Raw genomic sequence first — 22,912 nt, forward strand, 5'->3', positions numbered from 1 at the left:
GGTTCAGAAGATGAAGCTGTAGAAGCAGGTGAAGAACGCCGCGAAGCTCAGCGCGAACAGCTTCCAGTCCTCGTCGTCGCTGCGCCGCGCCGGCGCGACCGCTGGTGGCGGCAGCGACTGGCGGAACGGATGGCGCGCGGATTCGGATGTGAGGACGAGGCGTCTGGTCATGGCGAAGAGTTAACGCGGCGTTTACGATTCTGCCCATAGCCCGATCGCGCCAAAATCGGGATGTGCGCATTTGGGACACTTCTGAGCCATGCTGTCCGAACCCGTCCGCACCGAAAATTCCGTATTTGCTGGTGCATCGTCGATAGCCATCGGCCGCAAGCGCCGATAGCATCGCCCCATCAACGCACGGGACGACCGACATCCAGCAGATTGGAGCACTCCCCTATATCGTCGATGCGGACGGCCGGACGCAGGTGATGCTGATCACCTCGCGCGATACCGGCCGCTGGGTGATCCCCAAGGGCAACCCGATCCCCGGCCTCGCCGCGCACGAAGCCGCCGCGCAGGAAGCCTATGAGGAAGCCGGCGTCCGCGGCATTCCCTGCCCGTTCGCGCTGGGCAGCTTCGCCTATCGCAAGCGCCGTCGCACCGGGCGCTACCGCGACCTCGTCGTCACCGTGTTTCCGCTGGCGTTCGTCGAGCAGCTCGACGACTGGCCCGAACGCCATCAGCGCGACACCCGCTGGTTTCCGCTTGATCGCGCCGCGGCGTCGGTGGATGAGCCGGAATTGAAGGCGCTGATCATGGCGTTTCGTGAACCGCCGGTTATGGCATCGTTCGCGCAGCGTGTGCTGCCCGCTGTGCGCACGAGCGCGAAGAGGAGAATTCCGATGCTGGGCTGGTTCCAGTCGCTGATGCCCAAACAGGGCCGCTTCTTCGAACTGTTCGACGCGCATGCCGCGACGCTGGTCGCAGGCGCCGACGCGCTCGCCCGGCTGCTGCACGGCGAGGGATCGATCGAGGGACAGGTCGCTGAGATCGTCAAGCGCGAGCACGAGGCCGACGACATCACGCGGGAGGTCCTTCAGGACGTCCGCCGCGTGTTCGTGACGCCGTTCGACCGCAGTGCGATCACCGACCTGATCGGTGTGATGGACGATGCGATCGACCAGATGAACGGCACCGCCAATGCCATCCTGCTCTACGAAGTCACCGAATTCCCGCCCGAGATGCGCGACATGGCCGGCATCGTCGTCGAGGCCGCACGGATTACCGCGGAGGCGATCCCGCTGCTGCGCTCGCTCGGCGCCAACGCCGGCCGCCTCCACGACCTGACCGCGCGGCTGATCCAGATCGAGGGTCATGCCGACGACATCCACGATGCCGGCATCCGGGCGCTGTTCCACGCATCCAAGGGTGGCGCCGACCCGATGGCCTTCATCATCGGCCGCGAACTTTACGGCAGCCTGGAAAAGATCGTCGACCGGTTCGAGGATGTCGCCAACGAGATCCAGGGCCTGGTCATCGACCATGCTTGAGGGCCGCTTCCCAGCAGCTACCCCACCCCGGCGGAGGCCGGGGCCCAGTTGGGGGACAGCAGTAACTGAGGGAAGCACGCAGTTACTGCGACCTCTCCAACTGGGCCCCGGCCTCCGCCGGGGAGGTGCCTTGGTCGGACGGAGTGCGACTGGACGGCGGATCGCGCTTGGGATGAATGCCGGAGTGAAGGCATGATCCTCTCCCTCCCCATGCTGATCGGCCTCATCGGCATCGCCCTCCTGTTCGATTTCCTCAACGGCCTCCACGACGCCGCGAACTCGATCGCCACCGTGGTCTCGACCCGCGTCCTCAAACCCCAATACGCCGTCCTCTGGGCGGCGTTCTTCAACTTCATCGCTTTCGCCGTGTTCGGCCTCCACGTCGCGCAGACCGTCGGCACCGGGATCGTCCATGCGCAGGTGATCGACGCGCAGGTGATCTTCGCCGCGCTGATCGGCGCGATCGCGTGGAACGTCATCACCTGGGTTCTCGGCATCCCGTCGAGCAGCAGCCATGCGCTGATCGGTGGCCTGCTCGGCGCCGGCATCGCCAAGATCGGCTTTGGCGCGATCGTGTGGAGCGGTGTCGTCAGGACCGTCGTCGCGATCTTCGCCTCGCCCGCGATCGGCCTGATGCTCGCGCTGATGCTGGTCCTCGCGGTCGCTTGGACCAGCCTGAAGCTCACCCCGCTCGGCGTCGACAAGCGCTTCCGCAAGCTCCAGCTGATCTCGGCCGCACTCTATTCGCTCGGGCACGGCGGCAACGACGCGCAAAAGACGATGGGGATCATCGCGGTGCTGCTCTATTCGCAGGGCATGCTCGGCGGCAGCTTCCACATCCCGTTCTGGGTGGTGCTGTCGTGCCAGGCGGCGATGGCGCTCGGCACGATGTCGGGCGGCTGGCGGATCGTCCACACGATGGGGTCGAAGATCACCCGGCTGACCCCCGCCCAGGGGTTCTGCGCCGAAGCCGGGGGCGCGATCACGCTGTTCGCCGCCAACATCTGGGGCATCCCGGTATCGTCGACGCACACCATCACCGGCGCGATCGTCGGCGTCGGTGCCGCGCGGCGGCTGTCGGCGGTGCGCTGGAACATCGCCAGCAGCATCGTCATCGCCTGGACGCTGACGCTGCCTGCGGCCGCACTGATCGGCGCCGGGACCTACTGGCTGACCGGCCTGTTCGCCTAGGCTACTTCGGTCAGTCGGTGCCGCTGACCGCCGCGACCAGGTCGATCAGCGCGGCGCCGGCGCCCAGCCCGTGCACGGTGGCGACATAGCGCGACGTCCAGACCGGATCGAACTTGCTCTTGAACGCGCGCAGGCCGGCGAAGCTGTAGAACCGCTCGCCATTCTCGAACAGCGTCCGCGCCAGCTTCGCCCAGTTCGGCGCCAGCCGGTCGCCGTTGATCCCCGACAGCGGCGCCATCCCCAGGTTGAACCGCGCAAAGCCCTCCGCCTGCGCACGCTCGAGCAGTTCGACGAACAGGAAATCCATCGTGCCGTAAGGCACCGCGTTGCGGTGGCGCATCAGGTCGACTGACAATTCGCTGCCGTCGCCGCTGGTCCAGATGTTGGCGAACGCGATCACCCGGTCGTCGTCGCGCACCACCGCACAATCGAACCGCCGCATGTAATCTTCGGTGAAGGTGCCCAGGCTGAAGCTCTTCTCGCGCGCACCGCGGGCGACCAGCCATTCGTCGGAAATCTCGCGCAACGTCGGCAACAGCGGCGGCATGTCCGCGCGGGGCACCACCGCGAAGGTCAGGCCGGCGCCGATCGCGCGCTTGCGCCCATGCCGCAGCGCCTTTGCCTTCGGCCCGTTCAGCGTGAAGCCGGCCAGCGGGATATGCGCCTCCTCGCCATATTTGTACGCCGCCAGCCCCAGGTCGACGAACAACGCCAGCATCGCCTCGCTCGACTGGAAGAAGCACAGCCGCCCGCGCGCGGCATCGCATGCGCGCCGGGTCGCCCAGACCAGCCCTGCCCAGCGTTCGCGCGGGCCGACCGGATCGCCCATCACGATCCAGGTCCGGCCCTGCACCCCGTACATCAGGAACGCATCGCCCGATTCGGCGACCATGAAGCGCTTGCGGCCCGTGAACGCGAGGTTGGCGTCGCTGCGCGGACTCACCGCCATCGCGCGCGCCGCCACCACATCCGACAGCGGCTGCCCCGGCTCGGGCGCACGGCGCCGCAGCAGCATCCGCCACGCGATCGCGGTGGTCATCATCACACCCGCGCCGAAGCTTGCGCGGAGGAACCGCGGCGCGTTGCCGTCGATCGCGAAATGCCACCAGAGTTCGGTGCTGTACGGCACGCGCTTGTACGCGAAGAACCCCGCCCACAGGCTCAGCCCCAGCGCGACGATCCCCGCCATCAGCCACGCCCAGTCGAGCGGCTGCGACAACACCCCGCCCTGCCGGTGGAACGAACGGCGGCTGTATTGCAGCGCCATCGCGACGATCAGCAGGATCCCCGCTTCCTCGTAATCGAGGCCCTTGAGCAGCGAGAACAGCGCGCCGCCCAGCAACAGCGCGCGCGCGACCTGGAAGCCGCTGGTCAGCCGCGCGTTCAGCGCCGGCGCGACCAGCAGCAGCGCCATCCCCGCCAGGCTGCCCGCCAGATGCGATCCCTCGACCAGCGGCAGCGGCACGTCGTCGAGGCTCGCCAGCCGGTATTTTACGCCGGGAAGCGCCCCCGACACCAGCAGCGCGACTCCGCCTGCAAACACCAGCAGCGTCACTACAGTGGGCGCAAGCGCCCGCGCGGCACGGTCGAGCAGCCTCAGCCCGGTCCCGATCGGCCGGCGCAACCGCGCGCCCTCGATCCCGACCACCAGCACGCCCGCCAGCAGCAACGGCAGCAGGTAATAGATCAGCCGGTACAGCAGCAGCGCCGCGAACACCGCGGGCCGGTCCTCCGGCATCGCTGCCAGCAGCACCGCCTCGAACACGCCGATGCCGCCGGGTACGTGCGTCGCCGCGCCGACCATCAGCGCCAGTGCATAGGCGAGGACGAACCCCGGCAACGCGCCGGCGTCGAGACCGGGGACCAGCACCGCCAGCGTCGCCGCCGACGCCATCAGGTCGATCAGCGCGACCGTGCCGAGCCCTGCGAACTGCGCGACGCTAGGCAGCGTCACCGTCCAGCGCAGGACGCGCAGCTGGGTCACGCCAAGCGCACGCGCCACCGGCAGCGCTAGCAACGCCGCCAGCACCACCGCACCCGCCGCATGGGCCAGCGGCGCGGCGATCGCCAGCCCGCCGATCGCGACCGGCGCGGACGTCGCCAGCAACGCGACCGCCGCCGTCGCCGCGACGCCCGCCCAGAACACCAGGCTGGTCAGCACGCCCAGCTTGGCGATCTCGCCGACCCGCAGGCCCACCGACCCATAGGCCCGGTACCGCGCGGAGCCGCCGGTGATCAGCGTCAGTCCGAAATTGTTGCTGATCGTGAAGCTGGTGAACGACGCCACCGCGGCGAGCGGCCAGGGCTGTGGCCGTCCGATCACCCGCAGCCCGATCGCATCATACCCGGTGAGCGCCAGATAGCTGATAGCCGTCAGGCCGAGCGCAGCCAAGATCCGCCAGTGCGGCGTCGCGGCCCAGGCGGCGCGGACGTCGCGCAAATGCACCTCGCGTAGCATCAGGTGCAACGCCTCGAACCCGACGATCCCGAGCAGCGCCGCCGCCACGATCAGCAGCACGCGCCGGTTGCCCCGCACCAAATCCACCGCGCGGGCGGTTGCCGTCACCACGCACCCCGCACGGCACGCAGCACGGTGGCGGCGACGCCCGGCTGGTCGTGGTTCAGATAATGATCGCCGGGCAGCTTGATCACCGTCGCATTGCGCATCCGCACCAGCGGGCAGGCGCTATCGGTTTCCTCGGCGCCATAGATGCAGGTCAGCGGCGCCCAGTCGAGCGCGCGGATCGTCGTCAGCGATCGGCTGTCGGGTGCGCGATAATAAGCGAGGCCAAGCGGATCCGCCCCGAAATAGGTCCCGGTCCCCGGCACGATCAGGACGATCCCCGCGATCCGGTCGCGCAGCGCGGGCGGCAGATGCGCGAGCCCGGTCTGCAGCACGTCGGCGCCGTAGGACTGTCCGATCACGACCAGTTTCCGCGAACCCGCCGCGCGTTCCGCCTCTGCGATCCGTGCCGCGACGATGCGATCGACCCCGGCGCGCGTCGCGTTCGTGCGGAACGCGGTGGAGGTACTGATCGCGGTGACGTCGACGCCGTGCGCGGCGAACTGCTTCGCGATGTACGGCCCCATCCCGAAGCGCAGCCCGGCATCGCCCGAAAAGAACAGCATGTCGACCGGCGCGGCGGGGCCCTGCGCCGGAAACCGCCACACCGGATCGCGGTCGAAATAGCCGCCGGACCACAACCGGCCGAGGAGCGCGACGAGCAGCAGTATCCCGACCAGCTTCGCGATGATGCGCGACCGGCGGAAAGATCGGGGGGGCGATGCGGCGAACGATGCAGGGGTAGTCATCGCGACTACTCCTCCCGCGAAGATGACAAGACGGTGACGCGCATACGACGAATCGTTAAACCATCGCAGCGTCGGGGGAAAGCGCGCGCATGCAGATCGGCGCCGTCGGGCAACCGTCTCATCCGCTCGATCTGGCGGGAAATAACGATAGGAATATCCGAGGGAATGGTGGAGCCTAGCGGGATCGAACCGCTGACCTCCTGCATGCCATGCAGGCGCTCTCCCAGCTGAGCTAAGGCCCCATTCCTCTCGGGAAGCGCGTCCCTAACGGGGTGCTTCCCGGTTGGCAAGCGGCGCTTTCACACCGCTTGCCAAAAACTTCGAAACTTAATGCTCGTCTTCGTCCGTAGGCGTTTCCACGCCCAGGTCGTCGTCGCCGCCCAGATCGACCTCGTCGTCGGCCGACGGCTTTTCGTTCTCGCCGGTGATCGAGGCGATGTCTTCCTCTTCCTCGTCACCCTCGAGGTCCGCGTCCGGCTTCTTGGTGTCGGGCTTGGCGACCTCGAACGGCAGCGGCTGCTTCGACTTCAGGATCGGCTCGGGCTCCCACGCATACCCGCATTCGATGCAGGTGACGGGGTCGGCCTTTTCGAGGTCGTAGAAACGCGTGGCGCATTTCGGGCACGAACGCTTCGTGCCCCATTCCGGCTTGATCATGCCGATAGAACCTTTCGGATGGGTGTTCTGGATTTGCCCAGGAACATGCCCCGGCAAAGTGGGGCGCGCCTTGCCATAGCACAAGCCGACTGTCAAAGACCCGCCCCCATGGCACACCCCGTTCCCCAGCCCTTTGCGGTCCCCGCCGAGCGGCCCCTCACCGGCGCGCTCACCGTTCCCGGCGACAAGTCGATCAGTCACCGCGCGCTGATGTTCGCCAGCCTCGCGGTCGGCGAGAGCCGCATCACGGGGTTGCTGGAGGGCGAGGACGTCCTCGCCACCGCCGCCGCGATGCGCGCGATGGGCGCCGAGATCACGCGCGACGAGGACGGCACCTGGCGCGTCCACGGCGTCGGTGTCGGCGGCCTGCGACAGCCCGCCACCGCGCTGGAGATGGGCAATTCTGGCACCTCGACGCGCCTGCTGATGGGCCTCGTCGCCAGCCACCCGATCACCGTCACCTTCACCGGCGACGCCTCGCTGTCGGGCCGCCCGATGGGCCGCGTGATCGAGCCGCTGTCGCAGATGGGCGCAGATATCACCGCGTCTCCCGGGGGTCGGCTGCCGCTGATGGTGCGCGGCATCTGTCCCGCGGTACCGATCGAATACACCCTCCCCGTCGCCTCCGCGCAGGTTAAGTCGGCCGTGCTGCTCGCGGGCCTCAACACCCCCGGCATCACCCGCGTGATCGAACCGATCGCCACCCGCGACCATAGCGAGCGGATGCTGCGCGGCTTCGGCGCCGACCTGACGGTCGAGGAAACCAACCACGGCCGGGTGATCACGCTGGTCGGCGAGCCCGAGCTGAAGCCGCAGGACATCACCGTCCCCGGCGACCCCTCCTCCGCCGGCTTCTGGCTGGTCGCCGGCTCGATCGTTCCCGGCTCCGACATCGTCGTCCGCAATGTCGGGCTCAACCCGACCCGGATCGGCCTGCTCACCGCGCTGCGCATGATGGGCGCCGACATCACCGAACTCGATCCCCGCACCGTCGGCGGCGAGCCTGTCGCCGACCTCCGCGTCCGCCACGCCGCGCTGACCGCGATCGACGTCCCCGCCGATCTCGCACCCAGCATGATCGACGAATATCCCGTGCTGTTCGTCGCCGCCGCCTTCGCGACCGGCCGCACCACCGCCCGCGGCGCACACGAGCTTCGCGTCAAGGAATCGGACCGGATCGCGACGATGGCGGCCGCACTCGGCGCATGCGGCGTTGCCTGCCAGGAGTTCGACGACGGCCTAGCCATCACCGGCACCGGCGGCGTGGCGATCCCCGGTGGCGCGACGATCGCCTCGAAGCTCGATCACCGTATCGCGATGAGCATGGTCGTCGCCGGGCTCCACGCCGCCGCGCCGATCACGATCGACGACATTGCGCCGGTCGCGACCAGCTATCCCGCCTTCTTCCAGACCCTTTCAGCCCTGACTGGATCAGCACTGACTGGGTCAGCACTCACCGGGGGTCCGGAATGATCATCGCCGTCGACGGCCCTGCGGCCTCGGGCAAGGGCACCATCGCCCGCGCCCTCGCCAAGCATTATGCGCTGCCCTATCTCGACACCGGCCTGCTCTACCGCGCGGTCGGGCTCAGCGTGCAGCTCATGGCGCTCGACCCCGAGAAGGAGGCCGACGCCGTCGCCGCCAGCGCGTTCGACGATTCGCTGCTCGACGATCCGGCGCTGCGCGAAGACGAGGTCGGCCTGCTCGCCTCGGTGGTATCGGCGCACCCGCTGGTCCGCGCCGCGCTGTTCCAGCGTCAGCGCCGCTTCGCCGCGCAGCCCGGCGGCGCGGTGCTCGACGGCCGCGACATCGGCACCGTGATCGCCCCCGAAGCCGATGCGAAGCTGTTCGTGAAGGCGACGCCCAACATCCGCGCGCAACGCCGCCACGCCGAACTGCAGGCGCGCGGCGGCCTGCTCAGCAAGGACCGCGTCCTCGCCGACATCCGCGCCCGCGACGCCCGCGACAGCAGCCGCTCGACCGCCCCGCTCGCAATGGCCGCCGACGCCGCACTGCTCGACACCAGTTTCCTCTCGATCGAGGCGAGCGTGCAGCGCGCGATCGCGCTGGTGGAGGCACGCCGCAGCCGTTGAGTCGGTTTTGGACGTAATTGCCTGGTTTGCCTCGCGCTTCCTGATTGACGCTCCCGCCAATACTGCCATTCTCGCCGAGCCTTTTCAGGCTCAACAGCGAACGGGGGTTCAACGTGTTCAATAAATTCGGCGCCATCATTGGCGCCCTGTCGGCCTGCGTGTCGTCCACAGCCATCGCGCAAGTCGCAGCGCCCGCACCGCAGCAGGCGATGATCGTCGGCGCACAGGGCGGCAACGTGCTGCGCATCGGCACCCAGATTCCGGTCCGCACCCGCACCGAACTGACCACCAAGGACAAGGCGCTGCGCGTCGGCCAGCGGTTCGAGGTCGAGACGGCCGAGCCGGTCTCGCTCAACGGCCGGGTCGTGATCCCGGTCGGCACGCCCGGCGTCGGCGAAGTCACCAGCGTCCGCAACAAGGGGATGTGGGGCAAGTCCGGCCATTTCGACGTCCGCCTGCTGTCGCTGCGCGTCGGTGACCGCCAGATCCGCGTCTCCGGAATCGCCGACGACAAGGGCAAGGCCGGCGGCGGTGGTGCGGCTGCGGTCTCCGCCCTCGTCTTCCTGCCCGCCGGCTTCTTCATGACCGGCACCAGCGCACGCCTGCCCGCCGGCACGGTCATCACCGCCTCGCTCGACGAGGACGTACCCGTCGCATTCGCCTAGGGCGCAGCTCCCGCGCCATTGGTCGCGGTCGCCGCGGCACCGGCCGTGGTGCCGATCGCCCCGGTGGCGGAACCGGCAAAGACGACCAAGCGCAAGTAACGCACCCCCGTCATGCCGGACTCGTTCCGGCATCCACGGTGCCGCAAACCCTAGAAGACGGGGTTCGCGGCATGGTGGCACCCGGACCAAGTCCGGGGTGACGGCGGCTTGCGCGACGCTCCCGCAAAAGCGCGAGCGCCCGCTTCATGTTCTCCCGCGAAGGCGGGAGCCCAGTCTGGGTCCCCGCCTTCGCGGGGAAACAAGCCTTCTGCTCGTTCTCAAGAAGGCCGGCCGAACGAGTCCGGGGCGTTGATGCGTCAAGCATCCCATCCACACTACACCACCCCGGCCCGACGCGCATTACCGCTGTCCTACACAACCCATCCATGATCGAACGCGGCATGGAGTCGCGCACCAACCCCATTCCCGTCATCCCAGCGCAGGCTGGGATCTCCCGCGGCAGAGTCGCACCGTCGCGCCACCACCCGAACCCGTCGCGCCGCTGTCGCCACCATGTCGCGCACCTGTCGCGTCCTGTCGCCTCAATGCCGCGCCTCCGTCGCTCCACGGCCGCCTCCCAGCCGCGCAACCGACGTCTCCGCCGCGAAAACTTCGCTACCGTCGCAACGTCCACAACATTCGCCGCCTCTCGCCGACCGCACCCCTCTCCGCCTCGCCTTGCTCCCATCCTGCAATTCCGCTACGAACACCCCGTCCGACGAGCCATGCTCGTGGAGGAAGGCGCGGAGGTTCGTCCTCACGCGCCCTTTTCGCATTCATCGCGGAGGGCCTTCACAGCATCACCCGGCGGACGCCGTTGCGACATTCGGTCGCGGCGGCAGCGAAGGCCAAGACCACCGGAGACAACCGGTTGGCCCGAAACAGACTAGGAATACTGAACTTTATGGCAACCCAGGTAATGCCGACCCGCGACGATTTCGCGGCGATGCTGAACGAGACGCTCGGCGACGCCGACAGCTTCGAGGGCCGCGTGGTGCATGGCACCGTGACCGGCATCGAGAACGACATGGCCGTCATCGACGTCGGCTTGAAGTCGGAAGGCCGCGTGCCGCTTCGCGAATTCGCAGCGCCGGGCCAGAAGGCTGACCTCAAGGTCGGCGACGAAGTCGAAGTCTATGTCGACCGCGTCGAGAACGTCCACGGCGAAGCGATGCTGTCGCGCGACCGCGCCCGCCGCGAAGCCGCCTGGGACAAGCTGGAAACCGAATTCTCCAAGACCACCCGCGTCGAAGGCGTGATCTTCGGCCGCGTGAAGGGTGGCTTCACCGTCGACCTCAACGGCGCCGTGGCATTCCTGCCGGGCTCGCAGGTCGACATCCGCCCGGTGCGCGACGTCACCCCGCTGATGGACATCCCCCAGCCCTTCCAGATCCTGAAGATGGACCGCAAGCGCGGCAACATCGTCGTGTCGCGTCGTGCGGTCCTCGAAGAGACCCGCGCAGAGCAGCGTTCGGGCCTGATCCTCAGCCTGGCCGAGGGCCAGATCATCGACGGCGTCGTCAAGAACATCACCGATTACGGTGCGTTCGTCGACCTCGGCGGCATCGATGGCCTGCTGCACGTCACCGATCTCAGCTACAAGCGCGTCGGTCACCCGTCGGAAGTCCTGAACATCGGCGACACCGTCAAGGTTCAGATCATCCGCATCAACAAGGACACCCAGCGCATCAGCCTCGGCATGAAGCAGCTGGAGAGCGATCCGTGGGATGGTGCATCGGCGAAGTATCCGATCGGCGCCAAGCTGACCGGCCGCGTGACGAACATCACCGAATACGGTGCGTTCGTCGAGCTGGAGCCGGGCATCGAAGGCCTGGTCCACGTGTCGGAAATGTCCTGGACCAAGAAGAACGTCCATCCGGGCAAGATCGTCAGCACGTCGCAGGAAGTCGACGTCATGGTCCTCGAAGTCGATTCCGAGAAGCGTCGCATCTCGCTCGGCCTCAAGCAGGCTCAGGCCAATCCGTGGGAGGCATTCGCTGCCGCTCATCCGATCGGTTCGACCGTCGAGGGTGAAGTCAAGAACGCCACCGAGTTCGGTCTGTTCATCGGCCTCGACAACGACGTCGACGGCATGGTCCACATGTCCGACATCGCCTGGGGCGTTTCGGGCGAGGACGCGCTCAACCTGCATCGCAAGGGTGAGACCGTCGAGGCCGTGGTGCTCGACATCGACGCCGAGAAGGAGCGTATCTCGCTCGGCATGAAGCAGCTTGAGCGCGGCGGGCCTTCGGCCGGCGGCATCGCAGCGGCAGGCGACAAGCTGAACAAGAACGCAGTCGTCACCGTGACGGTCCTCGAAGTCCGCGACGCGGGTCTCGAAGTCCAGCAGGGCGACGATGGCGCGACCGGCTTCATCAAGCGCACGGATCTGGGTCGCGACCGCGACGAGCAGCGTCCGGAGCGTTTCCAGGTCGGCCAGAAGTTCGACGCGATGGTGACCGGCTTCGATCGTTCGAAGAAGCCGACCTTCTCGATCAAGGCGATGCAGATCTCCGAAGAGAAGCAGGCCGTTGCCCAGTATGGTTCGTCGGACTCCGGCGCGACCCTCGGCAACATCCTGGGCGAGGCTCTCAAGGCCCGCACGGAAGCCGAAAAGAAGTAAGCGACCCACGCACTACCCGGCCGGCATGTCCCCGACATGCCGGCCTTTTTTTTGACACGCACCCGAATGCTGCTAACGCTGCCGATATTGACCCAAATCAATACCACTCCAGAACAAGGGCAGGGCTCGAACCGATGATCCGATCCGAACTGGTCCTCAAGATCGCCGAAGCGCATCCCGATCTCCAGCCCAACGAGGTCGAGCGGATCGTCACCACGTTCTTCGACGAGATCTGCAAGCGGCTAGCCGCCGACGGCCGCGTCGAACTCCGCGGTTTCGGCGCGTTCTCGACCCGGGCTCGCGACGCCCGCACCGGCCGCAACCCCCGTACCGGCGAAATCGTCGCGGTCGACGCCAAGCGCGTCCCCTATTTCAAGCCCGGCAAGGAAATGCGCGCCCGCCTCAACGTCGCTTGACGGATCGGCTACGCTCCGCTTGTTGGCGGGGTGTGCGGACGTGGCGAAACCGGTAGACGCAGGAGACTTAAAATCTCCCTCCCCAGGAGTGCGGGTTCGAGTCCCGCCGTCCGCACCATGAAGACCTTCCCGGCTGCCCTGCTGACCGCTATCCTGTTGCTCGCTGGCTGCGATCATCGCCCGGACTCCGGCGCCGTCGTCGTCAGCGCGATCGGTGGCAGCCCCCACGTTGCGGACCCCAGCCGCGGGCTGGTCGACACACCCTCCCGCCTGCTGCTCGACTCGACCGCCCAGGGCCTGGTCCGCTTCGACGCCGCCGGCCAGATCGAGCCCGGGCTCGCCGAACGCTGGATCGTCACCGACAACGGCATGAGCTACATCTTTCGCCTCCGCGAGGGCGAATGGGGTGACGGCACCCCGGTCACCGCCGATCAGGTGGTCGCCATCCTCAACCGCCAGATTGCGCCCGGTTCGCACAACCCGCTGACCCCGTTCCTGACCGCGATCGACGAGATCGTCGTGATGACCCCGCAGGTCATCGAAGTCCGCCTCGGTCGTCCCCGCCCCGATCTGCTGAAACTGTTCGCGCAACCCGAACTCGCGCTGCTCCGCGTGAAACCGTCTGGCGGCAGCGGACCGTTCCGGGTCGCACGCCGCGGCTCGACACCGCTGCTGCGGCCCGCCTTCGATCCCGGACAGGCGGACCCCGACGATCAGCGTCAGACCAAGCCGGAACAAGACGTCCGACTGATCGGCGAGCGCGCGGCACGCGCGATCGTCCGCTTCGCCAATGGGAACGCCGATCTGGTCAGCGGTGGCAGCTTCGTCGACTGGCCGCTGCTCGCCACCACCGACATCGCCCCCGCCGCAATCCGCGTCGATCCCGCCGCCGGTCTGTTCGGCTTCGCGATCACCAGCCGCGACGGGTTCCTGGCGACACCGGCCAACCGCGCAGCGGTGGCGCAGGCGATCGACCGCACCGCGCTGACAGCGGCAATCGCACCGAACTGGGCCCCCGCCGATCGCATCCTTCCCGATATCCTCGACTCCGCCGCCCTCCCGCAAGTGCCGCCCTGGACCTTACTGACCCAGGCGGAACGGCAGGCGGCGGCGGCGCGGCAGGTCGCAGGTTGGACCGGCGAGCCCGTACGCCTGCGCATCGCCCTGCCGACGGGACCCGGCGCGACACTGCTCTACGCCTATGTCACGGCGTCGCTGTCGCGGATCGGCATCGCGGCAGAGCGGGTGGCCCCGGACGCACCCGCAGACCTGAAACTGATCGACGCGGTCGCCCCCTATGACAGCGGCCGCTGGTACCTGGCCACTGCGTGCATGCTGTGCGGAGACGAAGCGCAGGCCGCGCTCGACGCCGCGCGCCAAGCGCCGACGCTGGCAACCCGGGCGCAGCGGATCGCCGAGGCCGACGCCGCGATGAACGCCGATGTCGCCTTCATCCCGCTCGCGCGCCCGTTGCGCTGGTCGCTCGTCGCCACCCGGCTGCGGCAATGGCAGCCCAACCTCCGCGCCTGGCACCCGTTGAACCGGCTGCGCGCCGACACCAACTGATATCCATGAACCAGCGCACCACGCCCCTCGGCTTCGGCCATCTGCCCATCGGCCGCGACGCGCTGTCGGTCCGCCGCCGCGTCGAGGCGATGGAGCACGTGATGGAGGGTCTGTTCGTCATCCCCGGCACCAACCGCAAGGTCGGCATGGACGTCGTCCTCGACATATTGCCCTTCGCCGGCAGCACGATCGCGGCGGCGATCGGCGGCTGGATGGCATGGGAAGCGCGCAACATCGGCATGTCGAAGGTGCAGATCGCGCGGATGGCGGGCAATATCGGTATCGACTGGGCGTTCGGGATGATCCCGTTCGTCGGCGCGATCCCCGACCTCTTCTTCCGCTCGAACACCCGCAACCTGCGGATCATCCGCAAGCACCTCGACAAGCATTATCCGGCCACGGTTACGCTCGAGGGTTGATAGCCTAGCGACCGCCACGCCAGATCTTGAGCGTCGCGGCGGGTGCCAGCCCGCCCTGATGCACCGGGCAGCGGCGATAGCGGAAGCGGCGGTCGAGGCAGATCCAGACTTCGTCCAGCCACCCCTGCTTGTTCGCGGTGACTCGCATCATCGTCGCGCCCAGCCCGGGATTGACGCGCGCCATCGCCGCCGCGAACCCCCCAGCGGTCAACGGAGCGCGCGACAACGCATCCATGTCGGGATAGCGCAGCTTGGCGTACAACGCGCCCGACTGCGCGAAGAACTTGGCCGGGCGGTATCCGGGCATGCAGGTCCCGTGCTTGGCCCATTCATGCTGGATCAACTGTGCCGATGGTGTCGAACACAGATGCTCGCGGATCACCGGCTGCGGGACGATTCCCGCCGCACGGCAATATTGCGGCCAGGTCTTTCCCACCCCGTCGGGCCACAGTCCGTGCAGCGTGAAGCCGAACCGATTGCCGCTGCCGCATTGCAGCTGCGATGCCTCGCGGTCGCTATTGTCGTGGCAGTACTGCGGCGCCCAGGTGATCGCCAGCGTATAGCTGCCGATCGGAATGTCGCGCGCGGGCTGTTCGGGCAACGGCAGGTCCGGATGCACCGGCAGGATGCCCGCCGGGGCGGCACAGCTGTACGCCTGCGCCTGCACGACGGCCGGAACGAACAGGGCAAGAGCGACAATGGCGCTACGGATCATGGTCATTTCCTCAAGCGGCCGCGAAATCGAGCCCGATATCGGCCGCCGGCGCCGACTGCGTCAATCGTCCGACCGAGATATAGGTCACGCCGGTCTCGGCGATCGCCCGGATGGTATCGAGCCGGACACCACCCGACGCCTCGGTCGGGACGCGGCCTGCGACCAGCGCGACGGCTTCGCGCAGCGTCGGCGGCGCCATGTTGTCGAGCAGCAGATGCGTCGCGCCGGCGGTCAGCGCCGGTTCGATCTGGTCGATACGGTCGACCTCGACGATGATCCGCTCGATGCCGGCAGCCCTGGCGCGCCGCACCGCTTCGGCGACACCGCCCGCGACCGCGACGTGGTTGTCCTTGATCATCGCGGAATCCCACAGCCCCATCCGGTGGTTCTGCGCCCCACCCATCCGCGTCGCGTATTTCTCGATCACGCGCAGCCCGGGGATGGTCTTCCGCGTATCGAGCAGGATCGCGCCGGTGCCGCGGATCGCATCGACATAGCCGCGCGTCATGGTCGCGATCCCGGACAGATGCTGCATGGTGTTAAGCGCCGAGCGCTCCGCGGTCAGCATCGCCCGCGCCAGTCCTTCCAGGCGCATCAGTTCGGTGCCGGCTGCGACCAGATCGCCGTCCTCGACCAGCCGTTCAATCTTGACCGCCGGGTCCAGCGTGCGAAAAAACGCTTCGGCAAGCTCCAGACCTGCGACCACGATCGGATCGCGGCTGTCCATCACTGCGGTAAATCGCGCATCCGCGGGGATCACGGCGGCGGAGGTTATGTCGCCTACGGTGCCAAGGTCTTCGGCAAGGGTGGCGGCGACGAAGGCGTCGATATCGATGTCGATCATGGCGTCAGCGATGCCACAGAACGGGCCCGGTCGGACAGATATTTAGCGCACCACCGGGCGCAATTACTTTCCGGGCGCGGCGTCCGGGGTGGCCAGCACACGATCGAGCAGCGCCACCCGGATCGCGATATCCTTGCGGTACGAAATACCCGGCGGGGTCAGCGCCAGCGCGCGCGCCCAATAGGGTTGGGCCGCTTCCAGGTTACCCGCACGCACATAGGCAAGCCCCAGGAAGAACGGCGGCGCCGGATGGCGCGGTGCCAGCCGCATCGCCTGCTGGAACGCGAACAGCGCCGCCGGCGACACCTGATTGCCGTCATGCGCCGCCAGCGCCTCGCCCAGCCCGGTCCACAACACCAGGCTGTTCGGCGCGATCCGGATGCCGCCGAGCAACACCTGCACCGCGGCGCGGCGGTCGCCGAGCCGCGTCATCGCGTCGGCGGCGACCAGATACGCGGCCTGCCCGGTATAGCGTTCGAGCATGCGGTCGCGGAGGTCCGTGAGCTCGCCGTCGTCCGGCGTCGGCGCCAGCGCGGTGACCACCGGGTGCGCGGGCAACGACGGCGAGCCCTGCAACGCATAGCCGGCTGCCCCGAGCATCAGCGCCGCGGCGACCATCGTCCACAGCAGCCGGTCGACCTTCAGCCAGGCGAGCATCGCAAAGGCCGCGACGCCAATTATCGCAAGCGAGATCCAGCCCATCAGCGCACCCTCCGCCGGAAACTCGATCGTGCGATCCAGCCGCCGACCGCGAGCAACGCCAGCGGCGCCAACCACAGCGGCCAGGTCAGGCCGGACAGCGGCGGATCATAGGTCACATAGTCGCCGTACCGCGCGACCAGCCAGGCACGGATCGAATCCGGCGTCTCCCCCGCCTCCACCCGCTCGCGGACCAGCGCGCGCATGTCGGCGGCCATGTCCGCATCGCTGTCGGCGATCGACTGGCCCTGGCAGACCAGGCAGCGCAGCGTCTCCATCAGCGCCTTGGCCGACGCTTCCTTGGCGGGGTCGGCGAGTTGCACGTTGGCGTAGTGCGCAGGCGGCGTGGAGGGTTGTGCGGCGACCGGCGAGATGCAGAGCAGCAGCCCCGCAAGAACCTCCCCTCCCGCTCGCGGGCGGGGAATAAGGAAAGCCCCTCTCACCGCGCGTCCTTCAAGGCCTGCAGGATCGCCGGCACGTCATCCGCATGGATGTCGCCGATGACCTGCTTCACCACGACCCCGCGGCCGTCGATCACGAACGTCTCGGGCACGCCCGACGAGCCGAGCGACAGCTGCACCGCGCTCTGCGCATCGCTGCCAATCCGCGCATAGGGATCGCCGTTGCGCTTGAGGAAAGCCGTCACCGCCGGGCCGGTGTCGCGCACCGCGAGTCCGTCGATCGGCACGCCCATCGCCTTCAGCCGCATCAGCTGCGGCGCCTCGGCGATGCACGGGATGCACCAGCTAGCGAACACGTTGAGCAACCGCGGCTCGCCCTGCCCGAACGTCGCGCTGGAAAGCCCGGGCTTGCCCGCGACGATCGGCGGCACCGCGAACCGCGGCAGCGGCTTGCCGACCATCGCCGACTTGATCGTCGTGCTCGCCGGCCTGATCAGCCCGCTCGCGACCACCGCGAACAGCAACGCAAAGACGCCCAGCGGCGCCCATAGCGCGATTCGCCTCATGCCCAGAACTCCCGTTGCGCAGCACGCCGCTCGCGACGTACCCGCCCCAGCAGCGACAACAGCCCGCCCAACGCGATCATCGCTCCGCCCACCCAGATCAGCGTCACGAACGGCTTCCACCACAGCCGCAGCTGCCAGCGCCCCTGCCCGTCGGGCTGGCCGAGCACGGTATAGAGCTGGCCGTCGAGCACCGTCAGGATCGCGCTCTCGTTGGTATTGGTCGGCGGGTTCGCAAAGAACCGCAGCTGCGGGTGCAGTATCCGCGAACTACCGCCCCGCGTCGCGGTCAGCCGTGCTTCCAGCGCCGACCAGTTCTCGCCGATCAACGGCCTGATGCCGTCCAGCGTCACGCTGTACGGCCCGACCCGCGCCGCTTCGCCCGCGCGTACCGCGACGAGCGTCTCGCTGGTGAAGGCGCTGTCCGACGCCATACCCGCCAGGCTGACGGCGATCCCGAGATGCGCGAGGACCATGCCATAGGTGAACAACGGCGTGCGGCGCAGGTTGCGCTTCCACAACGGCGCGACGCTGGCGACCGCGAGGCCCGCCGCGAGCGACAGCCCCGCCCAAGGCAACACGCCGGGCCGGATGAGCAGAAGGGCGAGCGCGGCCAGCACCGTCGCACCAATCGGTGCCGCCGCCCGCGCGATCACCGCGCGCGCGTCGTCGCGGCGCCAGCGCAGCAACGGCCCGACCGCCATCACCGCGACCAGCAGCAGCGCGATCGGCCCTGCCGCCTTGTTGAAGAACGGCGGCCCGACCGACAGCTGCACGCCGAAGCTCGCCGCGACGATCGGGTACAGCGTGCCGATCAACACGATCCCGAGGATCACCGAGAGCAGCAGATTGTTCGCGACCAGCCCACCCTCGCGGCTGACCGGGTCGAACGTCGTGCCCGCCCGCACGGTACCGATCCGCGCCGCGAACAGCGCCAGCGCGCCGCCGATATAGATGGCGAGCAGCGCCAGAATGAACGCGCCGCGCTCCGGGTCGACCGCGAAGGCGTGGACACTGGTCAGGATGCCCGAGCGCACCAAAAACGTGCCGATCATCGACATCGAGAACGCCACGACGGCAAGCATGATCGTCCAGGCGCGCAGGCCGTCGCGCGTCGCCAGCACGGTCACCGAATGCAGCAGCGCGGTCGCAGCAAGCCACGGCATCAACGAGGCGTTCTCGACCGGATCCCAGAACCACCAGCCGCCCCAGCCGAGCTCGTAATACGCCCAATAGGAGCCCGCGGTGATCCCCAGCGTCAGGAAAATCCAGGCGATCAACACCCAGGGCCGCATCGCCCGCGCGAACGCCGGTCCGACATCGCGGGTCACCAGCGCGCCGACCGCGAACGAGAACGCGACCGACAGCCCGACATAGCCGGTGTAGAGCGTCGGCGGATGGAACGCCAAACCCGGATCCTGCAACAGCGGGTTCAGCCCCAAGCCGTCCGCCGGCGCAGGCATGATCCGCGCAAACGGGTTCGATGAGAACAGCAGGAACGCATAGAAACCCAGCGCGATCGCCGCCTGTGCGCCGAGCGTCGCAATCAGCGTGCGTTCGGGCAGCGAACGCTCGAACATCGCCACCGCGCCCCCGGCCAGCCCCAGGATCGTCACCCACAGCAGCATCGACCCCTCGTGGTTGCCCCACGCGCCGGCGAATTTGTAGAGCCACGGCTTGGCCGAATGGCTGTTCTCGACGACCAGCTTCACCGACATGTCGGAATCGAGGAAGACGCCGATCAGCAACGCCATCGCCAGCAGCGCGAGCAGTCCCTGCACGATCGCCACCGGGCGTACCGCGACGGCCACCTCGGCCCGCTCGCGCGCCACTGCGATCGCCGCCATCACCAGCTGCAACGCCGCCAGCGCGCCGGCGAACCACAGCGCCGCAAGTCCCGCTTCGGCCATCATTTCAGTGTTTTCGTCTCATGCATCTTGCCGGCCATTTCGGGCGGCATGTATTTCTCGTCGTGCTTGGCCAGCAGGTTCGACGCGATGAAGCTGCCGTTCGGCTGGAACACCCCTTCGGCAACCACGCCCGATTTCTCGCGGAACAGGTCGGGGACGATCCCCGCGAACACCACCGGCGTCGTCGCCTGGCCGTCGGTGACGACGAAATGCACGGTGACGCCGTCGGCGGCGCGCTTCACCGATCCGCCCTCGACCATCCCGCCCAGCCGCACCGCGCGCCCCAGCGGCAGCCCGTCGCGGCGCACGTCGGACGGCGCATAGAAGAATGCCGCCTGGTCCTTCAGCGCCGACAGCGCGAGCAACCCGGCAACCACCACCGCGGCCAGCGCGAGCAGCGCCAGCGTCAGGCGTTGATGCTTGGCCTTCATCGCTCCGCGCGCCGCATCGCGATATAACTGATCAGCACGAGCACCGCCCCGCCGCCAAGCGTCAGGGCATAGGCCGCAGCGATGAACGGCCAGGGGTTCATGCGCGCGCCATCCGCCGCATCCGCGCCTCGGCCTTGGTGGTCGCCAGCGTCGCACGCATCCGCATCAGCACGATCGCCGCGAATACGCAGGTAAAGCCCGCCAGCATGATCGGCAGCGGCCACAGGATCGAACCCGCGATCGTCGAGCTGCGCAGGCCGATGCTCGGCCCCTGGTGCAGCGTGTTCCACCACACCACCGAATAGCGGATGATCGGCAGCAGCACCGTGCCCGCGATGCCATAGATCGCCGGCACCCGGCCATCGCCGCCACGCTCCGCATCGGCGCGGGCCAGCGCCATGTAGCCGAGATAGACGAACACCAGCAGCAGCATCGACGTCAGCCGCCCATCCCATTGCCACCACGTTCCCCAGGTCGGTCGGCCCCAGATGGAACCTGTGACCAGGCAGATCGTCGCGAACACCGCGCCCGGCATCGCGATCGCGCGCGCCGCGACGCTGGCGAGCGGATGCCGCCAGACCAGGTACGCGATGCTCGAGATCGCGATCCCGCTCCATCCGCCCATGCCGAGCCAGGCGGCGGGAACATGGATGTAGAGGATGCGAACCGTCTCGCCCTGCAGATAATCGGGGGGCGTCTGCGTCAGCCCGGCCCAGCACCCGACCGCGATCAGCGCCGCACCCAGCCACAACAGCACGGGCGTCAGCGGCCTGGCGATCTTCAGGAAGCGCGCGGGATTTGCAAAGGCGTGAAGCGTCGGCACTAGCGCCGCTCTTATGGGTAAAACCGCAGGCCGTCACGCGCGAGTTGCAGCGGCTTTCGGTACGTCCCGCGGTGATGGCACAGGTCCCGAAGTCCGCGACACGGCATCCCGGGTCGACCCCGGGACGCCACCAAGCTCAACGCCCGATCAGTTTCCGCGCGATCGAGTCTGCGACGTCCGACGCCGGTTCGCCGGTACGGTCGCTCTCGTCCCAGACCTGGACCAGCCGCTCGGGGATCCGCGCGATCCGCGCCTTCACCTCGGCTTCGTCGCCATGACCCAGATACTCGAGACCGACATTGATGATGCCGCCAGCGTTGATCACGTAGTCGGGCGCATACAGGATACCACGCTCGTGCACCCGGCGACCGTCGTCGCGGACGCTCAGCTGGTTGTTCGCGCCGCCCGCGATGACCTTCGCGTTCAGCGCCGCGATCGACGCTTCGGTCAGGATCGCACCCAGTGCGTTGGGGCTGAAGATGTCGGCCTCGACCGTCATGATCGCCTCGGCGGCAACCGCGGTCGCGCCGAGTTCGCCGGCCAGCTTCTGCGCACGGCCCTCGTCGACATCGGCCAGCGTCAGCACCGCACCGTCCTTGGCAAGCAGCTTCGCGAGCCCGCCGCCGACCGAACCGACGCCCTGGATCGCGACACGCACGCCCTTCATGTCGGTCGCGCCCAGCCCGCGCTGGGCCGCAGCCTTCACACCGAGATAGATGCCGAGTGCGGTATAGGGTCCGGGATCGCCGCCAGCGGCGCCGCTGGCGACCGGCAGGCCGGACACGTAGCGCGTCTGGCTGGCGATCACCTTCATGCGCTCTTCGGACATGCCGACGTCTTCGGCGGTCACATAGCGGCCGCCGAGCGATTCGACCGCACGGCCGAACGCCTGGAGCTGCGCCGTGGTGATCGTGTCGCCGGGCTTGGCCGCGAGCACGACGCCCTTGCCGCCGCCGAGTTCGAGCCCGGCCATCGCGTTCTTGAAGCTCATGCCGCGCGACAGGCGCAGCGCATCGGTGATCGCGCGGTCGCTGTCGGCGTAATGCCAGAAGCGCGCGCCGCCCGCTGCGGGTCCGAGCGCGGTCGAATGCACGGCGATGACCGCCTGCAAACCCGATGCGGGGTCCGTGAAGAGGTGGACGCCTTCGTGGTCGTCGAAGTCGGGGAAGCCCCAGCTGGTCATGGAATGCCCCGGAGATAATCTGAGGAAGAAGATATGGGGCGACCGACGGGACTTGAACCCGCAACATCCGGCATCACAAGCCGACGCTCTAACCAATTGAACTACGATCGCCGCGAAGGCGCTGCCCCTAGCGGGACGGTGGCCGTCCCGTCAAGGACTCAGAATTGCCCTTCGATCGAAAGACGGTATCCGCCGTCGCTGGCGACGAACCCAGCCGCCTCCAGTTTCGCTGCGGCAAGGGGGTCGGACGGGCGCAGCGACAGCGCCGCACGGTAGCGGCCACCCGCATCGATACGCAGTGCGATACCCTCGACGCCGGCCTGGCTGGTCAGCGGCAGCATCAGCGCGTCGCCATCGCAACGCGCGTTGCCGGCGACGGTCTGTGGCAAGGCGATCCCGCCGACATCGCCGGACAGCGTCGCGCGAACCCGGCCCTCGGCGCTCTCGCACCGGCCATCGCGGAACACGACGCTGACCGCATCGAGGTCGAGCGCGGAGACCGGCACCGGTGCGAACACGCCGCCGGTGGCAATATGCGCGGTCAGGTCCTCGATCCCGACGGCATGGCGGCTGATGCTGGCCGCCCCGCGCAGCGTCTGCGCTGCCGATTCGGGTCCCTCCAGCACGATCTTGGCGCGCCCGACCAGCAGCGGCCACGGCGACAGCCGCGCGTGCAGGTCGCCAAGCGCGAGATCGCCGAATCGTGCATCCCGCAACGTCGCGCCCCAGATCGTCCCGCTGACGCTCCGCGCCACGAACCCCTGCGCACCGACACCGGCCCAGCCGAGTGCGGCACGCATCGGCAGGAACACCACCAGCGCGATCACCAGCATCGCGCCGAACAGCGCGGTGGGTGCGGTCCTCAACCTGAT

Annotated in this window: 23 protein-coding genes and 3 tRNA genes; 10 read left to right on the forward strand and 16 right to left on the reverse strand. The window is 68.2% G+C overall.

The features are described from left to right. Window positions 1-3: 3 nt before the first annotated feature. Window positions 4-171 (reverse strand): hypothetical protein, encoded by a 168-nt coding sequence (locus SJY20_RS12870; protein WP_380787322.1) that lies wholly within the window; start codon window positions 169-171, stop codon window positions 4-6. Between the two features lie 200 nt (window positions 172-371). On the opposite strand from SJY20_RS12870, the gene SJY20_RS12875 reads away from it, so the two are divergent. Together SJY20_RS12875 and SJY20_RS12880 are read left to right on the forward strand one after the other, a co-directional pair. Next, window positions 372-1,490 (forward strand): DUF47 family protein, encoded by a 1,119-nt coding sequence (locus tag SJY20_RS12875; RefSeq protein WP_380788691.1) that lies wholly within the window; start codon window positions 372-374, stop codon window positions 1,488-1,490. 192 nt (window positions 1,491-1,682) lie between these two features. Beyond that, a complete protein-coding gene (locus SJY20_RS12880; RefSeq protein ID WP_380787323.1) occupies window positions 1,683-2,681 on the forward strand; it encodes an anion permease in 999 nt (332 codons plus the stop codon). A gap of 10 nt (window positions 2,682-2,691) precedes the next feature. Here SJY20_RS12880 and mprF read toward each other — a convergent pair whose 3' ends face one another. The 4 genes from mprF to SJY20_RS12900 form a co-directional block, all read right to left on the reverse strand. Next, window positions 2,692-5,247: a bifunctional lysylphosphatidylglycerol flippase/synthetase MprF gene (gene mprF / locus SJY20_RS12885; protein ID WP_380787324.1), complete on the reverse strand. Its 2,556-nt coding sequence runs from the start codon at window positions 5,245-5,247 to the stop codon at window positions 2,692-2,694. Next, window positions 5,244-5,993 carry an AcvB/VirJ family lysyl-phosphatidylglycerol hydrolase gene (locus SJY20_RS12890; RefSeq protein ID WP_380787325.1) on the reverse strand — a complete coding sequence of 250 codons (750 nt, stop codon included), beginning with the start codon at window positions 5,991-5,993 and terminating at the stop codon, window positions 5,244-5,246. The genes mprF and SJY20_RS12890 overlap by 4 nt, the downstream gene beginning before the upstream one ends. 166 nt (window positions 5,994-6,159) lie before the next feature. Continuing rightward, a tRNA-Ala gene (locus SJY20_RS12895) sits at window positions 6,160-6,235 on the reverse strand. An 85-nt stretch (window positions 6,236-6,320) separates the two neighbouring features. Then, window positions 6,321-6,650, reverse strand: coding sequence for a TIGR02300 family protein (locus SJY20_RS12900; protein WP_380787326.1), 330 nt, complete (start codon window positions 6,648-6,650; stop codon window positions 6,321-6,323). 108 nt (window positions 6,651-6,758) lie between these two features. Between SJY20_RS12900 and aroA the strand changes: the two genes are divergently transcribed. From aroA to SJY20_RS12940, 8 genes are all read left to right on the forward strand, one after another. Then, entirely contained in the window at window positions 6,759-8,123 is a 1,365-nt protein-coding gene (aroA, locus tag SJY20_RS12905) for a 3-phosphoshikimate 1-carboxyvinyltransferase (protein WP_380787327.1), read from the forward strand. Beyond that, window positions 8,120-8,743 (forward strand): (d)CMP kinase, encoded by a 624-nt coding sequence (cmk, locus tag SJY20_RS12910; protein ID WP_380787328.1) that lies wholly within the window; start codon window positions 8,120-8,122, stop codon window positions 8,741-8,743. Before aroA ends, cmk begins: the two co-directional genes overlap by 4 nt. A 113-nt stretch (window positions 8,744-8,856) precedes the next feature. Beyond that, on the forward strand, window positions 8,857-9,408 hold the full coding sequence (locus tag SJY20_RS12915) for a hypothetical protein (RefSeq protein ID WP_380787329.1): 552 nt from the start codon (window positions 8,857-8,859) through the stop codon (window positions 9,406-9,408). Between the two features lie 943 nt (window positions 9,409-10,351). Continuing rightward, on the forward strand, window positions 10,352-12,070 hold the full coding sequence (gene rpsA / locus SJY20_RS12920) for a 30S ribosomal protein S1 (protein WP_380787330.1): 1,719 nt from the start codon (window positions 10,352-10,354) through the stop codon (window positions 12,068-12,070). Window positions 12,071-12,204: 134 nt separating this feature from the next. Beyond that, complete coding sequence (ihfB, locus tag SJY20_RS12925; protein ID WP_380787331.1) at window positions 12,205-12,486, forward strand: integration host factor subunit beta; 282 nt, start codon at window positions 12,205-12,207, stop codon at window positions 12,484-12,486. A 34-nt stretch (window positions 12,487-12,520) separates the two neighbouring features. Then, window positions 12,521-12,604: transfer RNA gene (locus SJY20_RS12930), tRNA-Leu, on the forward strand. After that, complete coding sequence (locus SJY20_RS12935; RefSeq protein WP_380787332.1) at window positions 12,604-14,052, forward strand: ABC transporter substrate-binding protein; 1,449 nt, start codon at window positions 12,604-12,606, stop codon at window positions 14,050-14,052. The genes SJY20_RS12930 and SJY20_RS12935 overlap by 1 nt, the downstream gene beginning before the upstream one ends. 5 nt (window positions 14,053-14,057) lie before the next feature. Next, a complete protein-coding gene (locus SJY20_RS12940) occupies window positions 14,058-14,471 on the forward strand; it encodes a DUF4112 domain-containing protein (RefSeq protein ID WP_380787333.1) in 414 nt (137 codons plus the stop codon). A gap of 4 nt (window positions 14,472-14,475) precedes the next feature. Here SJY20_RS12940 and SJY20_RS12945 read toward each other — a convergent pair whose 3' ends face one another. The 11 genes from SJY20_RS12945 to gspN all read right to left on the reverse strand — a co-directional run bounded on the left by SJY20_RS12945 (window position 14,476) and on the right by gspN (window position 22,906). Then, window positions 14,476-15,192 carry a ribonuclease T gene (locus SJY20_RS12945; RefSeq protein ID WP_380787334.1) on the reverse strand — a complete coding sequence of 239 codons (717 nt, stop codon included), beginning with the start codon at window positions 15,190-15,192 and terminating at the stop codon, window positions 14,476-14,478. 4 nt (window positions 15,193-15,196) lie between these two features. Next, window positions 15,197-16,030, reverse strand: coding sequence for a carboxylating nicotinate-nucleotide diphosphorylase (nadC, locus tag SJY20_RS12950; RefSeq protein WP_380787335.1), 834 nt, complete (start codon window positions 16,028-16,030; stop codon window positions 15,197-15,199). Window positions 16,031-16,093: 63 nt separating this feature from the next. Continuing rightward, complete coding sequence (locus tag SJY20_RS12955; protein ID WP_380787336.1) at window positions 16,094-16,732, reverse strand: tetratricopeptide repeat protein; 639 nt, start codon at window positions 16,730-16,732, stop codon at window positions 16,094-16,096. Beyond that, the gene (locus SJY20_RS12960; protein WP_380788693.1) at window positions 16,732-17,115 is read right to left on the reverse strand and encodes a cytochrome c-type biogenesis protein CcmH; all 384 of its coding nucleotides are present in this window, start codon (window positions 17,113-17,115) and stop codon (window positions 16,732-16,734) included. The genes SJY20_RS12955 and SJY20_RS12960 overlap by 1 nt, the downstream gene beginning before the upstream one ends. Before the next feature lie 53 nt (window positions 17,116-17,168). Then, a complete protein-coding gene (locus tag SJY20_RS12965) occupies window positions 17,169-17,696 on the reverse strand; it encodes a redoxin family protein (RefSeq protein WP_380787337.1) in 528 nt (175 codons plus the stop codon). Beyond that, window positions 17,693-19,606 (reverse strand): heme lyase CcmF/NrfE family subunit, encoded by a 1,914-nt coding sequence (locus SJY20_RS12970; RefSeq protein ID WP_380787338.1) that lies wholly within the window; start codon window positions 19,604-19,606, stop codon window positions 17,693-17,695. The genes SJY20_RS12965 and SJY20_RS12970 overlap by 4 nt, the downstream gene beginning before the upstream one ends. Further along, window positions 19,603-20,034, reverse strand: a complete 432-nt coding sequence (gene ccmE / locus SJY20_RS12975; RefSeq protein ID WP_380787339.1) for a cytochrome c maturation protein CcmE — start codon at window positions 20,032-20,034, stop codon at window positions 19,603-19,605. Before ccmE ends, SJY20_RS12970 begins: the two co-directional genes overlap by 4 nt. 97 nt (window positions 20,035-20,131) lie before the next feature. Next, window positions 20,132-20,857 carry a heme ABC transporter permease CcmC gene (gene ccmC, locus SJY20_RS12980; RefSeq protein WP_380787340.1) on the reverse strand — a complete coding sequence of 242 codons (726 nt, stop codon included), beginning with the start codon at window positions 20,855-20,857 and terminating at the stop codon, window positions 20,132-20,134. A 136-nt stretch (window positions 20,858-20,993) separates the two neighbouring features. After that, window positions 20,994-22,040 carry a Leu/Phe/Val dehydrogenase gene (locus tag SJY20_RS12985; protein WP_380787341.1) on the reverse strand — a complete coding sequence of 349 codons (1,047 nt, stop codon included), beginning with the start codon at window positions 22,038-22,040 and terminating at the stop codon, window positions 20,994-20,996. Window positions 22,041-22,074: 34 nt separating this feature from the next. Next, a tRNA-His gene (locus SJY20_RS12990) sits at window positions 22,075-22,151 on the reverse strand. Between the two features lie 47 nt (window positions 22,152-22,198). Further along, the gene (gene gspN / locus SJY20_RS12995) at window positions 22,199-22,906 is read right to left on the reverse strand and encodes a type II secretion system protein N (protein WP_380787342.1); all 708 of its coding nucleotides are present in this window, start codon (window positions 22,904-22,906) and stop codon (window positions 22,199-22,201) included. Window positions 22,907-22,912 lie beyond the last annotated feature (6 nt).

Origin of the sequence: Sphingomonas sp. R86521 (genome assembly GCF_042466235.1) — a bacterium.
Classification (GTDB): Bacteria; Pseudomonadota; Alphaproteobacteria; order Sphingomonadales; family Sphingomonadaceae; genus Sphingomonas.